Consider the following 19734-nt stretch of genomic DNA (forward strand, 5'->3'; position numbering starts at 1 on the left):
CACCGGCGGTCGGCCGACAATGGCTGCTGGTTTTTGTGCAGGGCGAAGCCATGAGAGACCTGTTGTTGATTGGTATCGGCCCGGGCGACCCGCGCCAGGTGACCTACGAGGCTGTCGAGGCGTTGCGTCGCGCCACCGTCTTCTTCGTACTGGACAAGGGGTCGGACAAAGACGAGCTGGTTAGCCTGCGCAAGGCCATTGTTGAACGCTACAGGCCGCAGGGCGGCTACCGCCTGGTACAGGTGGCGGACCCGCAACGCGATGCTGACGCGGCCGACTATGTGGCTGCGGTCCAGGACTGGCATCGCCAGCGCGCGGCGCTGTATGCCCGGCTGATAACCGATGAAATGTGCAGTGAGGATATCGGCGCCTTTTTGCTTTGGGGCGAGCCTGGCTTGTATGACAGCACCCTGCGCATTCTGCAGTTGGTTCGCGAGCGTGGTGTGGCACTGCGCCTGCAGGTCATCCCAGGCATCAGCAGTGTGCAGGCGCTGGCGGCGCGGCATCAGGTGCCGCTGAACCGTATAGGCGAGCCATTGGTGGTTTTACCGGGGCGGCGCCTGGCGCAACAGGGGCAGATTGACAACGTGGTGGTGATGCTCGACGGGCAATGCGCATTTGCCCAGGTCGACGACCCTGGGCTGCTCATCTACTGGGGGGCTTACCTGGGAACGGAGGACGAAGTGCTGATCGCCGGGCCTTTGCAGGCGGTGAAGGGGCGGATTCTGCAGGTGCGCGAGGAGGCGAGGGCGCGCAAGGGGTGGATCATGGATACCTACCTGTTGCGGCGCGAGTCATGGACTTGAGCCGGCCTCTTCACGGGTAAAACCGCGAAGAGGCGCCACCGATGTCACGGCGTACCCAAAATCCCCACCACTTTATCGCGCAACTGCTCGATGCTGAACGGCTTGCCAATCATGTGCATCCCGTCGGGCACATCGAGGCTTTCGGCGTAGCCGCTGGCAAACAGCACTGGCAGCGCTGGCCGGATGGCACGGGCCTGTTTCGCCAGTTCTTCGCCGCGCATGTCCGGCAGGCCTACATCGGTCATCAGCAGGGCCAGCGCCTTGCCTGGGTCTTGAAGGATCTTAAGCGCGGCACTGGCGCAGTCCGCCTCGAGGGTCTCATAGCCCAGTTCGTCGAGCACATCGACCATCAACATACGGACGATGTCGTCATCTTCGACTACCAAGAGGTGCATTGTGTGATCCTGTACCAGAAGAATGTCTTTATTCTGTGCGCTGGCCAGCGTCAGAAGTTCCGTGAGGATACCGATCGTTGTGATTGGATGGAACGATTGCTGAAGGTAACCTTCAAATACTGGCTAAACGCCCTGTCGCGACCAGCAAAGCTGGTTAGACTCGCTGTTAACCGGTGAGCGCGGCGGCATACAAGAACAGGCTTTATCCGCCACACCGTTCAATGGACTTTTTCGCTCGGGCGTTTTCAAATGATTCAAGCAGCCTCGATGGACCAGCAAAGCTTCCGCAAGCTGTTGAGCCGCAACATTGGCTTGCCCCTGGGGGTGGGCCTGCTTGGTGCCGTGGCTTTCGTCGCGGTGATCAACTACCTGTTGTCGGCCATGCAGTGGGTGGAGCACACCGATCGGGTGATCGGCAATGCCAACGAAGCGGTCAAGCTGTCGATCGACATGGAAACCGGCATGCGCGGGTTTCTGATCACCGGTGACGAGCGCTTCCTGGACCCTTACGAGGTCGCCAAACCGAAAATTCAGGGTAGCCTCAACAGCCTGCGCGGCATGGTCGAGGACAACCCTCAGCAGGTCGACCGCATCGACCGCCTGATCGCCCTGCAGCATGCCTGGAATGAGTTTGGCGGCGAGATGATCAACCAGCGCCGCGATGGCGGGGATTACCGACAGTCGGTCATCAACGGCCGCGGCAAGCGCATCACCGACGAGATCCGCAAGGAATTCGACGACCTGATCGGCACTGAACAGCAGCTGCGCATGGCCCGCAACGAGAAGGTCAGCAGCGTCACGGTGACTGCCATCTCAGCGTTTGTGCTATTGATCGTTGGCCTGAGCGCTTTGTTGGCTTACCTGGGCCGTCGCGACCTGATGGCGCTGTCTACCAGCTACGATGACAACCTCAAGGCTCAGCAGCGCTCGGCCGAGCGCCTGGAACACCAGGCCTGGCTGCGCAACGGTCAGACCCAGCTGGCCGAGCAGGTGCTGGGGCAGCTGACCCTGCCGATGCTTGGCGAAAACATCCTGCGCTTCTTCGCCAGCTATCTGGGCAGCGTGGTCGGTGCGCTGTACGTGCGCGACGGCCATGGGCGCCTGGTGCGCGTCGCCAGCTATGGCCTGGACGCCGAGGAGCAGGGCCGCGAACAGGTGCTGGCCGCCCACGATGGCCTGCTGTCTCAGGCAGTGCGCGAAGGCCGCCTGCTGCGCCTGGATGACCTGCCCGAGGACTACTACCGCCTCAGCTCCGGCCTGGGTAGCGGCTTGCCGCGCAGTGCCTTGCTGATGCCGGCCATCGACGATGGCCAGATCAACGGCGTGATCGAGCTGGGCTTCCTGCGCCCGCTGCAGGAGCGGGACGATGAGCTGATGGAGCGGGTTGGCGGCAACCTTGGCATGTCCATCGAAAGCGCCCGCTACCGCCAGCGCCTCCAGGAAGTGCTGGCCGAGACTCAGCAGCTCAACGAAGAGCTGCAGGTGCAGCAGGAAGAACTCAAGACTGCCAACGAGGAGCTTGAAGAGCAGTCCCGTGTGCTCAAGGAGTCCCAGGCCCACCTGGAGACCCAGCAGGCCGAGCTCGAACAGACCAACGAGCAACTGTCCGAGCGCACCGATGCCCTGGACCGCAAGAACGACGAGTTGATGCAGGCCCAGCAAGAGTTGCAGGCCCGCGCCGATGAGTTGCAGCGTTCGAGCAAGTACAAGTCCGAGTTCCTCGCCAACATGTCCCACGAGCTGCGCACGCCGCTCAACAGCTCGCTGATCCTGGCCAAGCTGCTGGCGGAGAACGGCGAGGGCAACCTCAGCGCCGAACAGGTCAAGTTCGCCGAGTCCATCTATTCGGCCGGCAATGACCTGCTCAACCTGATCAACGACATTCTCGACATCGCCAAAGTCGAGGCCGGCAAGCTTGAAGTGCGCCCCGAGACCACTCAGCTGGAGCGCCTGGTCGAAGGCCTGCGCGGCATGTTCCTGCCGCTGGCCGAGCACAAGGGCCTGGCGTTCGAGGTCAAGGTCGAACCGCATGTACCGGTGACACTGTTCACCGACCGCCAGCGCCTGGAGCAGATACTCAAGAACCTGCTGTCCAATGCGATCAAGTTCACCGACCACGGCCAGGTCAGCCTGACCATCAGCCACCAGGCAGGCACCGGCATTGTCTTCGCCGTGCGCGACTCCGGCATCGGTATTGCCGCTGACCAGCAGCAGGCGATCTTCGGCGCCTTCCACCAAGTCGATGGCAGCAGCAACCGCCGATACGGCGGCACCGGGCTGGGCCTGTCGATCTCCCGCGACCTGGCGCATTTGCTGGGTGGGCAGATCAGTGTCGACAGCAACCCAGGCCAGGGCAGTGTGTTCAGCCTGACCATGCCGGAACGTTACGAAGCTGAGGCCGAGGAAGTCGAGGCCCACAGCCTGCGTCCGGCGGTCGACACGCTGCCGCCAGTGCCCAAGGTGGCTATGGCAGTGGCGCCGAAACTGCCGGCACCGACCTTCACCGATGACCGCGAGCACGCCCCGTTCGGCAACCGCTGCATCCTGGTGATCGAGGACGAGCCGAACTTCGCCCGTATCCTCTTCGACCTGGCTCACGAACTGGGCTACAGCTGCCTGGTGGCCCAGGCCGCCGACGAGGGCTTCGCGCTGGCAGCCCAGTACATTCCCGATGCGATCCTGCTGGACATGCGCCTGCCCGACCACTCCGGCCTCACCGTGTTGCAGCGCCTGAAGGAGCTGGCAGCCACCCGGCACATCCCGGTGCACATCATATCGGTGGAAGACCGCGTCGAGGCGGCCATGCACATGGGGGCGGTGGGTTACGCGGTCAAACCGACCAGCCGCGAAGAGCTCAAAGAAGTGTTCGCTCGCCTGGAAGCCAAGCTGACACAGAAGCTCAAGCACATCCTGCTGGTGGAGGATGACGACCTGCAGCGTGAGAGCATCGCCCGCCTGATCGGCGACGACGATATCGAGATCACCGCCGTGGCCCTGGCCCAGGACGCCCTGGCGTTGCTGCGCGAGAACATCTACGACTGTATGATCATCGACCTCAAGCTGCCCGACATGCTCGGTAATGAGCTGCTCAAGCGCATGACTGCAGAAGATATCCGTTCCTTCCCACCGGTGATCGTCTACACCGGGCGCAACCTCACCCGCGAAGAAGAAGCCGAGCTGCTCAAGTATTCGCGCTCGATCATCATCAAGGGGGCCCGCTCGCCAGAGCGTTTGCTCGACGAAGTGACGTTGTTCCTGCACAAAGTCGAATCGCAGCTGTCCCATGAACGCCAGCGCATGCTCAAGACCGCGCGCAGCCGTGACAAGGTGTTCGAAGGCCGCAAGGTGCTGCTGGTGGACGACGATGTGCGTAACATCTTCGCCCTCACCAGTGCCCTGGAGCACAAGGGCGCCATCGTCGAGATCGGCCGCAACGGGCGTGAGGCCATCGAACGCCTGGAGCAGCATGACGATATCGACCTGGTGCTGATGGATGTGATGATGCCGGAAATGGACGGCTTCGAGGCTACCCGCCTGATCCGCCAGCAGCCGCGCTGGCGCAAGTTGCCGATCATCGCCGTGACCGCCAAGGCGATGAAGGATGACCAGCAGCGCTGCCTGCAGGCTGGCGCCAATGATTACCTGGCCAAACCGATCGACCTGGACCGCCTGTTCTCGTTGATCCGTGTGTGGCTGCCGCAACTGGAGCGAATTTGATTAGCGAGCGCAACACCGACATCGAGATCAGGCTGCTGATCGAGGCGATCTACCTCAAGTACAGCTACGATTTTCGCAACTACTCCGGCGCTTCGATCAAGCGCAGGATCCTCCATGCCCTGCGCCAGTTCGATTGCCTGACGGTGTCGGCCCTGCAGGAGCGGGTGCTGCACGACCCGGGCATGTTCATGCAGTTGCTGCAGTTCCTGACGATCCCGGTCAGCGAGATGTTCCGCGACCCTAGTCACTTCCTTGCCCTGCGCAACGAAGTGGTGCCGCTGTTGCGCACCTGGCCGTCGATCAAGATCTGGATCGCCGGCTGCAGCACCGGCGAGGAGGTGTACTCGATGGCCATCCTGCTGCGCGAGGAGGGGCTGCTCGAGCGCACCATCCTGTATGCCACCGATATCAACCCGCGTTCCCTGGACAGGGCCAAGCAGGGCATCTACTCGATGCAGAGCATGCGCGAGTACGAAGAAAACTACCGCCTGGCCGGCGGGCGGCGCGATTTTGCCGAGTACTACACCAGCGCCTACGGTAACGCCATCATGGACAGCAGCCTGCGCGACAACGTGACCTTCGCCGACCACAGCCTGGCCACCGACAGCGTGTTTTCCGAAACCCAGCTGGTGTCCTGCCGCAATGTGCTGATCTACTTCAACAAGGACCTGCAGGACCGCGCCCTGGGGCTGTTCCATGAGTCCTTGTGTCACCGTGGCTTTCTGGTGCTGGGCAGCAAGGAATCGGTGGATTTCTCCGCTTACAGCGACCGCTTCGAGCCGCTGGTCAAGCCCGAACGGATCTTCCGGAAATCATGAAGGGCGTGAGCGCGGTGGTGATCGGTGCCTCGGCGGGCGGCGTGCAGGCGCTGTTTCAGGTGCTCGGCGGCCTGCCGCCGGCATTCGTGACGCCTGTGCTGTGCGTGCTGCACCTGCCCGATGACCGCCACAGCCATCTGGCCGAAGTGCTGCAGCGGCGCCTGCACAGGCCGGTACGTGAGGCTCGGGACAAAGAGGTCATCGCCCCTGGCCAGATCTACGTGGCGACGCCTGGTTATCACCTGTCGGTCGAGCAGGATTTGAGCCTGTCGCTGAGCCAGGAGGAGCCGGTGCATTTCTCGCGCCCGGCCATTGACTTCCTGTTCTTCTCGGCTGCCGATGCCTATGGCGCGGGCCTGCTGGGCGTATTGCTCACAGGCGCCAACGAGGACGGTGCCAAAGGCCTTGCCTACATCAAGAACAGCGGCGGCCGGACCGTGGTCCAGGACCCCCGCGACGCCCAGGTGGCGCTGATGCCGGAGGCCGCATTGGCGCTCCACCAGCCCGACCTTATTCTTTCTTTGAGCGGTATCGGGCAATTGCTCGCCAACCTGGAATCCAGCGCATGCTAAGGCACATCACCGCCAAACTGCTGATCGTCGACGATCTGCCGGAAAACCTCCTGGCCCTCGACGCCCTGATTCAGGGCCAAGACCGTGAGGTTCACCAGGCCCAGTCTGCGGAAGCCGCATTGTCGTTGTTGCTGGAGCACGAATTCGCCCTGGCCATTCTCGACGTGCAGATGCCGGGCATGAACGGCTTTGAACTGGCCGAACTGATGCGCGGCACGGAAAAGACTCGCAATATCCCGATCGTCTTCGTCACCGCTGCCGGGCGCGAGATGAATTACGCCTTCAAGGGCTACGAAAGCGGCGCGGTGGACTTCCTGTACAAGCCGCTAGATACCCTGGCGGTGAAAAACAAGGTCACGGTGTTTGTCGACCTTTACCGCCAGCGCAAAGTGCTCGACAGGCAGTTGCAGGCCCTTGAGCGCAGCCGCCAGGAGCAGGAGCTGCTGCTGACGCAGTTGCAGGTGGCGCGCAGTGAGCTGGAGCATGCGGTACGCATGCGCGACGACTTCATGTCGATCGTAGCGCACGAGGTGCGCACGCCGCTCAATGGCCTTATCCTCGAGACCCAGCTGCGCAAGATGCACTTGGCCCGCGGCAGCCTGGAGGCGTTCAGCGCCGACAAGCTGCAGGCCATGGTCGAGCGCGACGAACGGCAGATCAATAGCCTGATCCGTCTGATCGAAGACATGCTCGATGTGTCGCGCATCCGCACCGGCAAGCTGTCGCTGCGGCCAAAGCTGTTCGACCTCGGCCAGCTGGTGCGTGGCCTGGTGGAAAACTTCACCGCCCAGGCCACCGCGCTGGGCACGCATATCGATCTGCAGCGCTGCGATGGCCTGCAGGGTGAGTGGGACGAATTCCGGATTGAACAAGTACTGGCCAACCTGTTGTCCAATGCCTTGCGTTATGGCGAACGCCAGCCGGTCGAGGTTCGGGTATTCGAGCAGGCGGGCATGGCCTGCGTGCAAGTGCAGGATCACGGCATCGGCATCAGTGGCGTGAATCAGCAACGGATCTTCCAGCAGTTCGAGCGCGTGGCCACCCAGCAGGCCAGCGCCGGGTTGGGTTTGGGGCTGTATATCTCGGAGCAGATCGTCCAGGCCCATGGTGGGCAGATCCAGGTGCAGAGCGAGGAAGGCAAGGGCGCCACCTTCTGCCTGCAATTGCCGCTGACGCGGCTGACAGAACAAAACGACCAGGTGCGGGCAACCTCTGCCTGAGCCTGGGGTCCGATGGCCAACTGTATGAATTTCAAGGCGTTGTTGTCATGAGTGAAGATGCACAAGATGTGGTTTTGGTGGTCGAGGATGAACCGGCAATCCGGATGATCCTGCGTGACTACCTGGCAGGCGAGGGCTATCACGTACTGGTGGCCGAGGACGGTGAACAGGCGTTCGCCATCCTGGCGAGCAAGCCGCACCTGGACCTGATGGTCACCGACTTCCGCTTGCCCGGCGGCATTTCCGGCGTCGAGATCGCCGAGCCTGCGGTGAAACTGCGACCGGACCTGAAGGTGATCTTCATCAGCGGCTACCCGGCGGAGATTCTTGAGTCGGGCAGCCCCATCGCCCGCAAGGCGCCGATCCTGGCCAAACCGTTTGATCTGGACACCTTGCACAAGCAGATCCAGGACCTGTTGCGCTGAGGCCGTGTACCGGGGCTGACCGCCCCGGCTATTGCCCCTGATGCAAGGCACAATCTCGTCATTGAGCCTTTTCACTGAAGCTCAACAGGCATATGGTGTACGCCGTCCATATTTCCTGGAGCTGTCATGTCCAATCTTTTCCCTTCCGTTCGCCCCCGCCGCCTGCGCCAGAACGAGTCGCTGCGCACGATTTTCCAGGAGACGGAATTCCGCCTCGAAGACCTGATCCTGCCGATCTTCGTCGAGGAAGGCATCGACGACTTCGTGCCGATCAGCAGCATGCCGGGGGTCAACCGCATCCCCGAGAAACTGCTGGCCCAGGAAATCGAACGCTACGCCCGCGCCGGCATCAAGTCGGTGATGACCTTCGGCGTTTCGCACAACCTCGATGCCACCGGTAGCGATACCTGGAACGAGAACGGCCTGGTGGCGCGCATGGCACGCATCTGCAAGGACAGCGTGCCGGAAATGGTGGTGATGTCCGACACCTGTTTCTGTGAGTACACCAGCCACGGCCATTGCGGCGTGCTGCACGACCATGGTGTGGACAACGACGCCACCCTGGCCAACCTGGGCAGGCAGGCGGTGGTCGCTGCCGCGGCCGGTGCCGATTTCATCGCACCGTCGGCGGCGATGGACGGTCAGGTTCAGGCCATCCGTGGTGCACTGGATGCCGCGGGCTTTCACGACACCGCGATCATGGCCTACTCCACCAAGTTCGCCTCGTCGCTCTATGGCCCGTTCCGTGAAGCCGGTGGCACCACGCTCAAGGGCGACCGCAAGAGCTACCAGATGAACCCGATGAACCGCCGCGAAGCGGTGCGCGAGTCGCTGCTCGACGAGCAGGAAGGCGCCGATGTGCTGATGGTCAAACCGGCGGGTGCCTACCTGGACGTGATCGCCGACATTCGCGCTGCGTCGCGTTTGCCGCTGGCGGCTTACCAGGTCAGCGGTGAGTACGCGATGATCAAGTTCGGCGGCCTGGCCGGCGCCATCGACGAAGGGCGAGTGGTGCGCGAGAGCATCGGCGCGATCAAGCGTGCCGGTGCCGACCTGATCCTGACCTACTTCGCCATGGACCTGGCCCGCGAAGGCATCTGAGGCCAATACACGCGAGAAATCGCTGAGTGTGGAATTATTTTGTGTCCCTGTGTATCTGATGCCAAAGAGCCTCAGTGACAGGGACACAGGGATGAAATCACGCAAGAAAACCGTCAAGCCGATCGGCTTGAAAGACATCACCATCGTCGACGACGCCAAGATGCGCAAGGCGATCACTGCCGCTGCACTGGGCAACGCCATGGAGTGGTTCGACTTCGGCGTTTACGGCTTTGTCGCTTACGCCCTGGGCAAGGTGTTTTTCCCCAACGCCGACCCCAGCGTACAGATGATCGCGGCCTTGGCCACCTTTTCGGTTCCGTTCCTGATTCGCCCGCTGGGCGGGCTGTTCTTCGGTGCCCTGGGCGACAAGTTCGGCCGACAGAAAATCCTCGCCGCGACCATTGTGATCATGTCGCTCAGTACCTTCGCCATCGGCTTGATACCGTCCTACGCCTCTATCGGCATCTGGGCGCCGATCCTGCTGCTGCTGGCGAAAATGGCCCAGGGCTTCTCGGTGGGTGGTGAATACACCGGCGCCTCGATCTTCGTCGCCGAATACGCACCCGACCGCAAGCGCGGCTTCCTCGGCAGCTGGCTGGACTTTGGCTCGATCGCCGGCTTCGTCCTTGGCGCGGGCGTGGTAGTGCTGATTTCCACCTTCCTGGGCGAGGAAAAATTCCTTGAATGGGGCTGGCGCCTGCCGTTCTTCCTGGCCTTGCCGCTGGGCATCATCGGCCTCTACCTGCGCCATGCGCTGGAAGAGACCCCGGCGTTCCAGCAGCATGTCGAAAAACTTGAACAGGGTGACCGCGAAGGCCTGGCCTCGGGGCCCAAGGTGTCGTTCAAGGAAGTCGCCACTAAACATTGGCGCAGCCTGGTGACGTGCATTGGCGTGGTGATCGCCACCAACGTCACGTACTACATGCTGCTCACCTACATGCCCAGCTACCTGTCGCACAACCTGCACTACAGCGAAGACCACGGTGTGCTGATCATCATCGCGATCATGGTCGGCATGCTGTTCGTGCAGCCGATCATAGGCCTGCTCAGCGACAAGTGGGGCCGCCGCCCGTTCATCATCGTCGGCAGTGTCGGCCTGTTCGCCCTGGCCATCCCGGCCTTCATGCTGATCAACAGCGGTGTGCTCGGGGTGATCTTCGCCGGCTTGCTGATCATCGCCGTGTTGCTCAACTTCTTCATCGGCGTGATGGCTTCGACCCTCCCAGCGATGTTCCCCACCCACATTCGTTACAGCGCCCTGGCCAGCGCCTTCAACATTTCGGTGCTGATCGCCGGCCTGACCCCAACCCTGGCTGCCTGGCTGGTAGAGAGCACCGGCGACCTGTACATGCCGGCCTACTACCTGATGGTGGTTGCCGCCATCGGCCTGATTACCGGCCTGACCATGAAAGAAACCGCCAACAAGCCACTGCGTGGCGCCGCCCCGGCGGCATCGGATATCGATGAAGCGCGTGAGCTGCTGCAGGAGCACCACGACAACATCGAGCAGAAGATCGAAGATATCGACGAACAGATTGCCGAGCTTGAGGCCAAGCGCAAGTCGCTGGTGCAGCAACACCCGCGCATCGAGTAAGGGAAGGGCCTGTTCACCCAGTCGATAAACTGAATGTCATCCGCCCGAGGTGGCTGGTCATGCCAATCATGCAGTGCCCATCACCGGGCAGAACATCAGGGTCGATGGCGGTATTACCCGCAGCATCTGATCAGGCACGGGCCAGTGTGGCTTTGAGTGTGCGCTCCACCACATCGACCAGGACCATGGTCTGGTGGTCCACTTCGATGTTGATCAGTTCACCGGCCTGGTAGTTGGCGAAAGTGGTCTGGCGCAGGGTTTCCGGGATCAGGTTGATGGTGACCAAGGTGTCGTCCACGTCGGCGACGGTCAGGCTGCAGCCGTTGACCCCGAGAAACCCGCGTGGGAACACGTATCTGGCCCACTGCGGCGGCATGCGGAAGGTGATGAAGGCGCCGGTTTCCTTGATCGACAGCTCGACGATCTCGGCGGTGGTAGCGACGTGGCCGGCCATCAGGTGGCCGCCGACTTCGGCATTCATTTTCGCCGAGCGCTCGATGTTCACGCCCTGGCCTGCCTTGAAACAGCGCAGGTTGGTGCGCTCCAGGGTGGCTGTCATGGCGTCGAACTTCACGTGGGTGCCGTCGATTTCGGTGACCGACAGGCAGGTGCCCTCGACACTCACGCTGGCGCCGATCTTCAGGTCGTCGAGCAGTTCGGGGGTAAGGTCGATGGTGAACTCGTTGTGGCCCGGGTAGGTGGTCACAGCAAGCAGGGGGCGGACGGCCTGGACGATGCCGGTGTACATGGAATTTGCTCCTGGGCGCGGTAAATGATGCCCGGAAACTATGCCCCTGGAGCTTTAAAAGCAAGCCGGGCGGACCGTGAGCGCCGGCAACCCGGCGCCCACAGGTGTAGCTGATACAGCCTCAGACGTGCCCACTGCTGTTGACGATTCTCAAGCACAAGGCTTCATACGGGTCCAGGTTGATCATCAGCCGCCCATCCTCGGTCAGGTCGCCTTCGACCGTCTCGTTGATCATGTCCACCACCGTCCCGGGCGTGAAGCCGGTCAGCAGCAGCTCTTCAGCGATCACCTCCTGCCCGAAGTTCAGCGCACTGATCTGGATGCCACGCCCGGCCGGCAGCTCGTGCACCATCACCAGCAGCCCCGGGCTGCTGACCTCGGGCACCAGTACCTGGCGGCTGCTGGCAATACCGTAGGCCTGGCGCACGGCGAGCAGTTTTTTAACTTTGCTGGCGAACGAATCGCTGCTTTCCAGCTGCTGGTCGAGGCTGCCGTACAGTGCGCGTGCGCGCGGCATGCCACGCACCGATGCCTCGGCCTGCGCATCGAGCCCGGCCAGGTCGTAGCCGCCACGGTGTATCCAGCGGGTATCGCCATCGGCCATCTTTTGCGCCACCGCCTCGGCCGGCAGCGGCAGGGCGCCGACCAGGTCCCAACCGGACAGTGCGACCACACCGGGCTGCATGGCGTTGTACATCACCAGCAACAGGTGCACCTTCTGGATCAGCTCGACATCCGCCGGGCCAATCTGGTCCAGGTCACGGATGCCCAGCGCCGCCGTGATCAGGCTGGCGGTGGTGCAGGAGATGCCGTTGGTGACAAAGCGCAAGTTGTAAGGGGCATGTTCGCCCGAGAGGCGTTCGTAGATTTCCTCGCGGATATGTTCGCGCAGGATGTTGCCGGGCAGGGTCTGGCCCCGGTACAGGTACATGTCATGGGCGTGCAGGGTCCAGAAATGCACCAGCTCGACGGTGAGCTCGTCGTGGTTCTGCAGGGCGTGGATCAACGACGCCGGGTCGATGCCAAAGCTGTGCATTTCCTTGAGCATCAGGCGCAGGAACTCGGTATCGCCGGTCAACAGTGCATGCTGGTACGCCGGGCGGGTGATGAAGTCATAGGACAGGTCGGCGCCGCCTTTGGACATTTGTGCGATGTCGTCCAGGGTCAGGTTCAACTCCTGGAAGCTGAACCCGCCAGCCTTGCGGATCATGCCGCCGATCAGCTGGTTACCGACGAGCGACAGCGGGTGGCTTTCCGACCAGGCGGTGCCACTGGCGCAGGTCTCGACCCCGAGAAAACCGTTGGCATCCAGGCGTAGGCCGCGCGCGCCCAGGCAGTCCAGCGCGTGCAGGGCGTCGCCGATGATCATTTGCTGGGCGGCAAAGCTTGGGTCCAGCCAGTTCAGCGACGGCTGGCCATCCTTGAAGTAGTGCAGGTAGACCCAGCGCCGCGTCTTGCCATCGACACCGGTGATCGGTGGCGTTGCGCTCCAGTCGGTCTCCTTCACGCCAGGCTCGAAGAAGATCACCCGTTGCAGCTGGCCGACGATGTAGTGGTGTGCCTTGAGCTCGTCGCACTGCGCCGGCAGCAGGTTGACCGAGTCGCGGCCAGGGGGCACGTCTGGCAGCAGCGGCCAGTCTTCCTCGCGGATCTCGACCATGTGGTACAGCCCTGGATAGGCGCCGTGGGCCAGCTCGGCCAGGCGGAAATCGGCGCCCTTGCCGGTGTGCGAGGGGATCAGGTCGTCGATGGTCACGGCATTGTGCGCCGCCGCCATGCGGCTCATCTGCACCAGCTCTTGTTCACTGCCGTAGAGCGGGTCGATGTCGAAGCTGATGCGGTCGAAGTTGCCGTCCACGCTGGGGGTGAAATCGCGCCCGCTGACACCGCCGGACTGTTTGATGGGGCCGGTATGAATGCCCTGCACGCCAATTTCCGACAGGCGCTTCCACAAGGCTTCGTGGCCCAGCGCGCCGAGCACCGAGCAGCCTTCAGGCGCGATGATCGCGTCGGGGTAGACGGTGAGCCATACCGACGCAATGTCGGTGGCGCGGCGTGGCTGCGTTTCGGCGTAGGGGTTCATCCACAGGCGAGACTGGCCGGAATACAGTCGGGCCCGCTCCTGCGAGGCCTTGAGCATGGAACGCTCTTCGAGCCATTTGACGTATGACGGGTCTGGTTGAGTCATTTCGCGTCCTCTCTGCGTGGCGGCACCGGCCAAGTTATGACGACGACGGCGCCGGAACGTTCGGCTCAGGTCTCAAGGCCCTGGCCATTCAGCGCCGAGCCGACAACTGTTGCGGCGCCAGGAAAGCACCATGGAAGTAGTCGCGCAAGGCCTGCATCGCCGGGCTGAATGCCCGCTCGCGGTGCCAGGCCAGGCCCACGCTCATGGGCGTTACCGGGTCGCTGATGGTCACGGTTTCGATGCGCTTGCCTTCGAGCGACCAGGGCCGGTGCACCAGGTCCGACAGGATCGCCACGCCGCTGCCATTGGCGACCATACTGCGCACCGCCTCGACCGAACTGGTGCGCACCCGCACGCTGGGCCGCTGGCCGGCCAGCTCCCAGTAACGCATGGCGCTCTGCTCGGCTTCGTCCACGGTCAGCAGGATGAACGGCTCACGCGCAACATCGGCCAGGCTGACCGTAGAGCGCTCGCACAATGGATGGTGGCTGGGCAGCCACAGCCGGCGCTCGGAGTTGAACAGGGTTTCGGACACGATATCCGGGTGGGTGAGGTTGGCGGTGAGCACCACCGCCATGTCGAAGCGGCCTTCCAGCAGGCCTTGTTCGATGGCGCTGCGCTCCTGCTCGTGTACCTGGAGGTTTACGTCCGGGTGCCAGTGTTCCAGGCGTTGCAAGTGGTGCGGCAGGAAATAGCCGATCACCGTGTAGCTCGCCGCCAGGCGCAGCAAGCCACTGGCGCGCACGTCCGGCAGCGGGCTGTTGAGTGCGTCATCGACACTGCGCAGGATCACATAGGCGCGGTTGAGAAAATGCCGGCCCGCATCGGTCAGGCTCATGCCTTGCGCCGAGCGCTGGAACAACAACACCCCGAGCATTGCCTCCAGTTCCTTGATCGCGGTAGTGACCGCCGATTGGGAAATGTTGAGGTGGATGGCGGCCTGGGAGATCTGGCCGATCTCGGCGGTGGCGACGAAGTAGCGAACCTGGCGCAAGGTCAGTGACACAGGAGACTCCTGGGTATCTGTTTTTCAGAAGACACCCTATCTGTTTATAGATCTTCCCAAGGGGGTTGTGGAGAATCTAACGTGACCTTCACACCGTCACAAGCACCGGGAGCGTAGGCATGCAGGCAGTAGACTTCAATTCTGACATGGGCGAGGGTTTCGGCCCGTGGACCATCGGCGACGGCGTCGACAACGAACTGATGGCCTTCATCAGTTCGGCCAACATCGCCACCGGCTTTCATGCCGGCGACCCTGGCACCATGCGTCGCACCGTCGAACGGGCCAAGGCGCTGGGCGTGGCGGTAGGCGCTCACCCGGGGTTTCGTGACCTGGTCGGGTTCGGCCGCCGGCACATCAACGCGTCGGCTCAGGAACTGGTCGACGATATGCTCTACCAGTTGGGCGCGCTGCGTGAAATCGCCCGTGCGCAGGGCGTGAAACTGCAACACATCAAGCCCCATGGTGCCCTGTACATGCACCTGGCCCGTGATGAGGAAGCCGCCCGGTTGCTGGTGCAGAACCTGCAGGTGATCGAGCCGCAGCTGTTGCTGTACTGCATGCCTGGCTCGGTGATCTGCCGGGTTGCGCAGGCACTTGGCCAGCCGGTGGTGCGTGAGTTCTATGCTGACCGCGAGTACGACCTGAGCGGCTCCATCGTGTTTACCCGCAATGTGCGTGGCCATGAGCCGCAGGCGGTCGCCGAGCGCGTGCTGCGGGCTTGCCGCGAGGGCGTGGTACGCACGGTCGAGGGCCAGGACCTGGCCATCGAATTCGACTCGATCTGCCTGCACAGTGATACTCCCGGCGCGCTCGACCTTGTCGAAGCCACACGCGCAGCGCTGGACGCCGCTGGCATCGAGGTGCGCACGCCCCGTTGAGGTTCAAGGCACCCGGTGCCCAGACACCGGTGCCGCTGCACTGCATTGTTTTTGCCTGCCTTACGATAAAGATTCCAAAAAAGGAGCAGACATGGCCGAGCCGCTTGCCAGTACCCCGATCCGCTACAGCTTTGGTGCCGACGAGCACCTGTTTGCCGAGGTCAGCGACAGCATGTCGCTCCAGGCCTTCTTCAAAGGGATGGCCGTCACCCGGGCGGTGGAGCGCCTGGCGCTGGAGGGCGTGCTGGACATTTGCCTGGCCAACGCCTCGTTCCAGATCCGCTTCGACCCCGACCGCATCGCCCCCGATGTGCTGCTTGCAGCGGTGCGCGGTGCAGAGGCCGAGGCGGTTGCCGAACGCGCGTTGCACACCCGGATCATCGAGATCCCGGTGCTGTACAACGACCCCTGGACCCATGAAACCCTCATGCGCTTTCGCGACCGCCACCAGGACCCGAACAGTACCGACCTCGAATACGCGGCGCGCATCAATGGCCTGGCCGATGTCGATGCGTTCATCGCCGCGCACAGTGGCGCGCCTTGGTTCGTGTCGATGGTCGGCTTCGTCGCCGGCCTGCCGTTCATGTTCCAGATGGTCGAGCGCGAGCGCCAGTTGCAGGTGCCCAAGTACCTGCGCCCACGCACCGACACGCCAAAGCTGACCTTGGGCCACGGCGGTTGTTTCGGTTGCATCTATTCGGTGCGCGGGGCAGGGGGCTACCAGATGTTCGGCGTTACCCCGGCGCCGATCTACGACCCGCAGCAGGGCCTGAACTACCTGAAGGAGCACATGGTGTTCTTCCGCCCAGGGGACATCGTGCAGTTCAAACCCATCGACCGTCAGGCCTACGACCAGGCGGTGGCGGATGTCGAGGACGGCCGTTTCGACCTGCGCATTCGCCCGGTAGAGTTTTCCCTCGATGCTTTCCTGGCCGACCCGGTCGGCTATCCCAAGTCGTTGCAGGAGGTGCTGGCATGATCAAGGTACTCAAACCTGGCCTGGCAACCTCGGTACAGGACCTGGGCCGTGAAGGCTATTACCACCTGGGTATCCCGCCCTCCGGTGCGCTTGATCAATATGCGTTGCGCGCCGCCAATCAGCTGGTCGGCAACCCGGCGGGTACTGCTGGCCTTGAATGTGCGCTGGTGGGGCCGGAGCTGGAGTTTCTGCAGGATGCCGTAGTGGCGGTGTGTGGCGCACAGATGCCGGTGCTGCTCGATGGCCGCGAACAGCGCCCTGACACTTCGTTTGCAGTCAGGGCAGGCCAGGTGCTGCGCTTCGCCTTCCCCACAGCCGGGGCACGTGCTTACCTGGCAGTTGCGGGCGGCATCGATGTGCCAGAAGTGCTGGGTAGCCGGTCCACTTACGCCCTGGGCGCGCTGGGCGGTTTTCACGGCCGCAAGCTGCTGGCAGGCGATGTATTGCCGGTCGGTGTACCCAGCGCCAAAGCCCGTGCCGGAGCCAGTTTGCCAATGGCGCTGCGCCAGGCACTGGGAGGGGAAGTGGTGTTGCGCGTGGTGCCGGGGTTGTACTTCCACCGCCTGACTGATGCTGCGGCGAAAAGCTTTTTCACCGATGCCTGGACGGTGGGCTCCGAGGCCGACCGCATCGGCTACCGCTACAAAGGCGGAAACGCGCTGACTTTCCAGCCGCGAGAGCAGCCATTCGGCGCAGGATCGGACCCGTCCAATATCGTCGACAGCTGCTACCCGATCGGCTCGATACAAGTGCCAGCCGGGCTGGAGCCGATCATTTTGCACCGCGATGCGGTGTCTGGCGGTGGATACGCCATGATCGGCACGGTGATCAGCGCCGACCTGGACCTGATCGGGCAGATGCAGCCGAACCAGCAGGCGCGGTTCCTGCCGGTGAGCATGGAGGATGCGCTTGAGGCGCGGCGGTCCTACAAGAAAAGGCTGGGGTATCTGAGCAAATTGTTCAGCTGATTCGCGGGGTGCCTGTACCGGCGTCTTCGCGGGTTGTGCTGCGAAGCGTCCGGTACAGGCTGGCAACCCGTCAGGTCAGAAGCTGTATTTGGCCGTCAGCATCATGTTGCGCGGCGCGCCCCAGGTGTCGCCGGCATAGTTGACCGAGGTGGCCACGGCCGAGTAGTACTTGCGATCGAACACGTTGTTGGCGTTGAGCTGCAGGTCGAGGTGCTTGTTGACCTGGTAGCCGGCCATCAGGTCGGTGACCGCGTACGACCCCTGGACCAGGCGGTACTCGCTGCCATCGGCAACGGTGAAGTCGTTGTAGATGCGGCTCTGCCAGGAGATGTTGCCGCCGATGCGCAGCTTCTCAAGCGGGCCTTCGAAGCGGTAGGTGGTGGTCAGCTTGAACAGGTGCTCCGGGGTGTCGGTGTCGAAGCGCTGGTTGACGTTGCCGGGGTTGGCGGCGTCTTTAAGCGTGTGGACGCGGGCATAGGTGTAGCCGGCACCGACCTGCCAGTTGCGGGTCAGCGCACCTTGCAGCTCCATGTCGATACCTTGGCTGCGCACTTCGCCGGATGCGACGTAGCAGTTGGTAGGGTCGCTGCAGCCGGCCAGGTCGGTCTGCGAAACGCCACGGTTTTCCTGGTCGATACGGAACAGCGCCACGCTGGCATTGAGGGCGCCATCGAAGTACTCGCCCTTGACGCCGATTTCATAGTTCTTGCCCTCGACCGGCTTGAGCGGGCTGCCGGAAGCGTCCTTGTACTCCTGCGGGTTGAAGATGTCGCTGTAGCTGACATACACCGAGTGATGATCGTCCAGGTCGTAGATCAGGCCCGCGTAGCGAGTGACGTTGCGCGTGACCTTGTAATCGGCGCTGGCGCTTTCCTTGTTGTCATAGTCATACCAGTCCAGGCGGCCGCCCAGGATCAGCTTCAGCGGATCGGCCAGGCTCAGGCGGGTGGTCATGTACACACCTTCCTGGGTAGTGACTTCGCGTACGTTGTTGGTGTGCACGAAGTTCGGCTTGCCGGCATTGATCGGCCAGTTGGTGTCGTACGGGCTGTAGTTGCGCGTGTCCATGTCGTAGATGCGCTTGCTGGCGCCCACCACCAATTCATGGGTGCGGCCGAAGGCTTGGAACGGGCCGCTGACGAAGCCGTCAAGGCCGGCCTGGTTTTCCTGGTGCTTGGACTGGTAGGCCGTGCGGGACAGCGGCGCATTGAGCCCTGCCCAGCGCGACTGGTAGGAGCCGGTGAAGGTGCCGTCCTGCTGGGAATAGTTGGCGTTGACCTGAAGTTTCCAGTCATTGGCCAGGCGCTGCTGCACTTCGGCGAATACGGTGTTGATCTCCTGGTCCTTGTTTTCCCAGTCACTGCCTGGGTTGTAGGAACGCGAGAAGTCCATGTGGTGGCCGTTCAGGGCGGTTGGCATGGCGCCCCAGAAGTTGTTGGTCTGGTCTTTCTGGTGAGAGAAGCCGAGGGTCAGGGTGGTGTCTTCGGACAGGTCCGCCTCGGTGATTGCATAGAACAGGCCGTGGTCTTCTTCGACATCATCGATGTAGCTGTTGGCCCCCCGGTATGACGTCACCACGCGGCCGCGCAGTGTGCCGCTGTCGTTGAGCGGGCTGGAGGCATCGATTTCGCCGCGGTAGTCGTCCCAGCTGCCAGCGGCGCCGGTCAGGGTGACCTTCTGTTCGGCCAGCGGACGCTTGCGTACCAGGTTGATGGCCGCCGAAGGGTTGCCGGAGCCGGTGATCAGGCCGGTCGCGCCGCGGACGATCTCGACGCGGTCGAACATGGCCAGGTTAGGCTGGGCGCCCACGGTGTAGGGCTTGTAACCGCTCGGAATGCCGTCGTACATCAGGTTGTCGATGTCAAAGCCACGCGAGATGTAGTTTTGCCGACCTGGACCGCCGGAATAGTCAAGGAACAGCCCTGGCGTGGCCTTGACCACGTCGTTGATGCTGGTCATCGCCTGGTCGTCCATGCGCTGACGGGTGATCACGGTCACCGCCTGCGGCGTTTCGCGCAGGCTCAATGGCAGCTTGGTGGCGGTGGCCATGGAACCTGTGGTGTAGGACTGCGAACCCTCGGTGGTGCTGCCCAGCCGATCGGAGCTGATCTCGGTGGCGCCCAACACCAGCGTGGTGGGCTGGTCGTCTTCGGCCAGGGCCGGTGTGACGATGGCCATGCACACGGCCATGGCGAGCAGGTTGCGGGCAGGGAAATTGCGCGAGGGCGCGAGTGGCGACGGCATGGGGGGTGGGTTCCTGTACATTGTTAAACGTTATTAAAGATGTTTATGAGAACGATTAACAATCAGTTTGTCAGG

General features: G+C 62.8%; 16 protein-coding genes. 11 read left to right on the forward strand and 5 right to left on the reverse strand.

What is annotated here, in order from left to right:
* Positions 1–50: 50 nt before the first annotated feature.
* Positions 51–806 carry a precorrin-6A synthase (deacetylating) gene (cobF, locus tag ACEWE8_RS05870; RefSeq protein WP_046785666.1) on the forward strand — a complete coding sequence of 252 codons (756 nt, stop codon included), beginning with the start codon at positions 51–53 and terminating at the stop codon, positions 804–806.
* A gap of 44 nt (positions 807–850) precedes the next feature.
* Here cobF and ACEWE8_RS05875 read toward each other — a convergent pair whose 3' ends face one another.
* A complete protein-coding gene (locus ACEWE8_RS05875; RefSeq protein ID WP_046785604.1) occupies positions 851–1201 on the reverse strand; it encodes a response regulator in 351 nt (116 codons plus the stop codon).
* Positions 1202–1450: 249 nt separating this feature from the next.
* Between ACEWE8_RS05875 and ACEWE8_RS05880 the strand changes: the two genes are divergently transcribed.
* The 7 genes from ACEWE8_RS05880 (at position 1451) to proP (ending at position 10648) form a co-directional block, all read left to right on the forward strand.
* Positions 1451–4918 carry a response regulator gene (locus tag ACEWE8_RS05880; protein WP_367903604.1) on the forward strand — a complete coding sequence of 1156 codons (3468 nt, stop codon included), beginning with the start codon at positions 1451–1453 and terminating at the stop codon, positions 4916–4918.
* Complete coding sequence (locus ACEWE8_RS05885) at positions 4915–5736, forward strand: protein-glutamate O-methyltransferase CheR (RefSeq protein ID WP_046785602.1); 822 nt, start codon at positions 4915–4917, stop codon at positions 5734–5736. The genes ACEWE8_RS05880 and ACEWE8_RS05885 overlap by 4 nt, the downstream gene beginning before the upstream one ends.
* Positions 5733–6308: a chemotaxis protein CheB gene (locus ACEWE8_RS05890; protein ID WP_367903605.1), complete on the forward strand. Its 576-nt coding sequence runs from the start codon at positions 5733–5735 to the stop codon at positions 6306–6308. The genes ACEWE8_RS05885 and ACEWE8_RS05890 overlap by 4 nt, the downstream gene beginning before the upstream one ends.
* On the forward strand, positions 6302–7528 hold the full coding sequence (locus ACEWE8_RS05895) for a hybrid sensor histidine kinase/response regulator (RefSeq protein WP_046785600.1): 1227 nt from the start codon (positions 6302–6304) through the stop codon (positions 7526–7528). Before ACEWE8_RS05890 ends, ACEWE8_RS05895 begins: the two co-directional genes overlap by 7 nt.
* 47 nt (positions 7529–7575) lie before the next feature.
* A complete protein-coding gene (locus ACEWE8_RS05900; RefSeq protein WP_012313999.1) occupies positions 7576–7953 on the forward strand; it encodes a response regulator in 378 nt (125 codons plus the stop codon).
* Positions 7954–8079: 126 nt separating this feature from the next.
* Complete coding sequence (gene hemB, locus ACEWE8_RS05905; RefSeq protein WP_046785599.1) at positions 8080–9054, forward strand: porphobilinogen synthase; 975 nt, start codon at positions 8080–8082, stop codon at positions 9052–9054.
* A gap of 91 nt (positions 9055–9145) precedes the next feature.
* A complete protein-coding gene (gene proP, locus ACEWE8_RS05910) occupies positions 9146–10648 on the forward strand; it encodes a glycine betaine/L-proline transporter ProP (RefSeq protein ID WP_046785598.1) in 1503 nt (500 codons plus the stop codon).
* 130 nt (positions 10649–10778) lie between these two features.
* On the opposite strand, the gene ACEWE8_RS05915 is transcribed toward proP, so the two are convergent.
* From ACEWE8_RS05915 to ACEWE8_RS05925, 3 genes are all read right to left on the reverse strand, one after another.
* On the reverse strand, positions 10779–11396 hold the full coding sequence (locus ACEWE8_RS05915) for a riboflavin synthase (protein ID WP_046785597.1): 618 nt from the start codon (positions 11394–11396) through the stop codon (positions 10779–10781).
* Positions 11397–11517: 121 nt separating this feature from the next.
* Positions 11518–13584, reverse strand: coding sequence for a maltose alpha-D-glucosyltransferase (gene treS / locus ACEWE8_RS05920; protein ID WP_046785596.1), 2067 nt, complete (start codon positions 13582–13584; stop codon positions 11518–11520).
* A gap of 88 nt (positions 13585–13672) precedes the next feature.
* Positions 13673–14590: a LysR family transcriptional regulator gene (locus ACEWE8_RS05925; RefSeq protein WP_046785595.1), complete on the reverse strand. Its 918-nt coding sequence runs from the start codon at positions 14588–14590 to the stop codon at positions 13673–13675.
* 119 nt (positions 14591–14709) lie between these two features.
* Between ACEWE8_RS05925 and ACEWE8_RS05930 the strand changes: the two genes are divergently transcribed.
* The 3 genes from ACEWE8_RS05930 (at position 14710) to ACEWE8_RS05940 (ending at position 17415) form a co-directional block, all read left to right on the forward strand.
* The gene (locus tag ACEWE8_RS05930; RefSeq protein WP_046785594.1) at positions 14710–15468 is read left to right on the forward strand and encodes a 5-oxoprolinase subunit PxpA; all 759 of its coding nucleotides are present in this window, start codon (positions 14710–14712) and stop codon (positions 15466–15468) included.
* 91 nt (positions 15469–15559) lie between these two features.
* Positions 15560–16447 carry an allophanate hydrolase subunit 1 gene (locus ACEWE8_RS05935; RefSeq protein WP_046785593.1) on the forward strand — a complete coding sequence of 296 codons (888 nt, stop codon included), beginning with the start codon at positions 15560–15562 and terminating at the stop codon, positions 16445–16447.
* Complete coding sequence (locus ACEWE8_RS05940; RefSeq protein ID WP_046785592.1) at positions 16444–17415, forward strand: biotin-dependent carboxyltransferase family protein; 972 nt, start codon at positions 16444–16446, stop codon at positions 17413–17415. The genes ACEWE8_RS05935 and ACEWE8_RS05940 overlap by 4 nt, the downstream gene beginning before the upstream one ends.
* A gap of 75 nt (positions 17416–17490) precedes the next feature.
* Here ACEWE8_RS05940 and ACEWE8_RS05945 read toward each other — a convergent pair whose 3' ends face one another.
* Entirely contained in the window at positions 17491–19659 is a 2169-nt protein-coding gene (locus ACEWE8_RS05945) for a TonB-dependent siderophore receptor (protein WP_046785591.1), read from the reverse strand.
* Between the last annotated feature and the right edge of the window lie 75 nt (positions 19660–19734).

Origin of the sequence: Pseudomonas sp. TR47, assembly GCF_044143025.1 — a bacterium.
Taxonomy (GTDB): domain Bacteria; phylum Pseudomonadota; class Gammaproteobacteria; order Pseudomonadales; family Pseudomonadaceae; genus Aquipseudomonas; species Aquipseudomonas putida_E.

Excerpts from the sequence above, each read along its gene's own strand:
- cobF (WP_046785666.1), top strand. The coding sequence starts at position 51 with ATGAGAGACCTGTTGTTGATTGGTATCGGCCCGGGCGACCCGCGCCAG.
- ACEWE8_RS05875 (WP_046785604.1), bottom strand. The coding sequence starts at position 1,201 with ATGCACCTCTTGGTAGTCGAAGATGACGACATCGTCCGTATGTTGATG.
- ACEWE8_RS05880 (WP_367903604.1), top strand. The coding sequence starts at position 1,451 with ATGATTCAAGCAGCCTCGATGGACCAGCAAAGCTTCCGCAAGCTGTTG.
- ACEWE8_RS05890 (WP_367903605.1), top strand. The coding sequence starts at position 5,733 with ATGAAGGGCGTGAGCGCGGTGGTGATCGGTGCCTCGGCGGGCGGCGTG.
- ACEWE8_RS05895 (WP_046785600.1), top strand. The coding sequence starts at position 6,302 with ATGCTAAGGCACATCACCGCCAAACTGCTGATCGTCGACGATCTGCCG.
- ACEWE8_RS05900 (WP_012313999.1), top strand. The coding sequence starts at position 7,576 with ATGAGTGAAGATGCACAAGATGTGGTTTTGGTGGTCGAGGATGAACCG.
- hemB (WP_046785599.1), top strand. The coding sequence starts at position 8,080 with ATGTCCAATCTTTTCCCTTCCGTTCGCCCCCGCCGCCTGCGCCAGAAC.
- proP (WP_046785598.1), top strand. The coding sequence starts at position 9,146 with ATGAAATCACGCAAGAAAACCGTCAAGCCGATCGGCTTGAAAGACATC.
- ACEWE8_RS05915 (WP_046785597.1), bottom strand. The coding sequence starts at position 11,396 with ATGTACACCGGCATCGTCCAGGCCGTCCGCCCCCTGCTTGCTGTGACC.
- treS (WP_046785596.1), bottom strand. The coding sequence starts at position 13,584 with ATGACTCAACCAGACCCGTCATACGTCAAATGGCTCGAAGAGCGTTCC.
- ACEWE8_RS05930 (WP_046785594.1), top strand. The coding sequence starts at position 14,710 with ATGCAGGCAGTAGACTTCAATTCTGACATGGGCGAGGGTTTCGGCCCG.
- ACEWE8_RS05935 (WP_046785593.1), top strand. The coding sequence starts at position 15,560 with ATGGCCGAGCCGCTTGCCAGTACCCCGATCCGCTACAGCTTTGGTGCC.
- ACEWE8_RS05940 (WP_046785592.1), top strand. The coding sequence starts at position 16,444 with ATGATCAAGGTACTCAAACCTGGCCTGGCAACCTCGGTACAGGACCTG.
- ACEWE8_RS05945 (WP_046785591.1), bottom strand. The coding sequence starts at position 19,659 with ATGCCGTCGCCACTCGCGCCCTCGCGCAATTTCCCTGCCCGCAACCTG.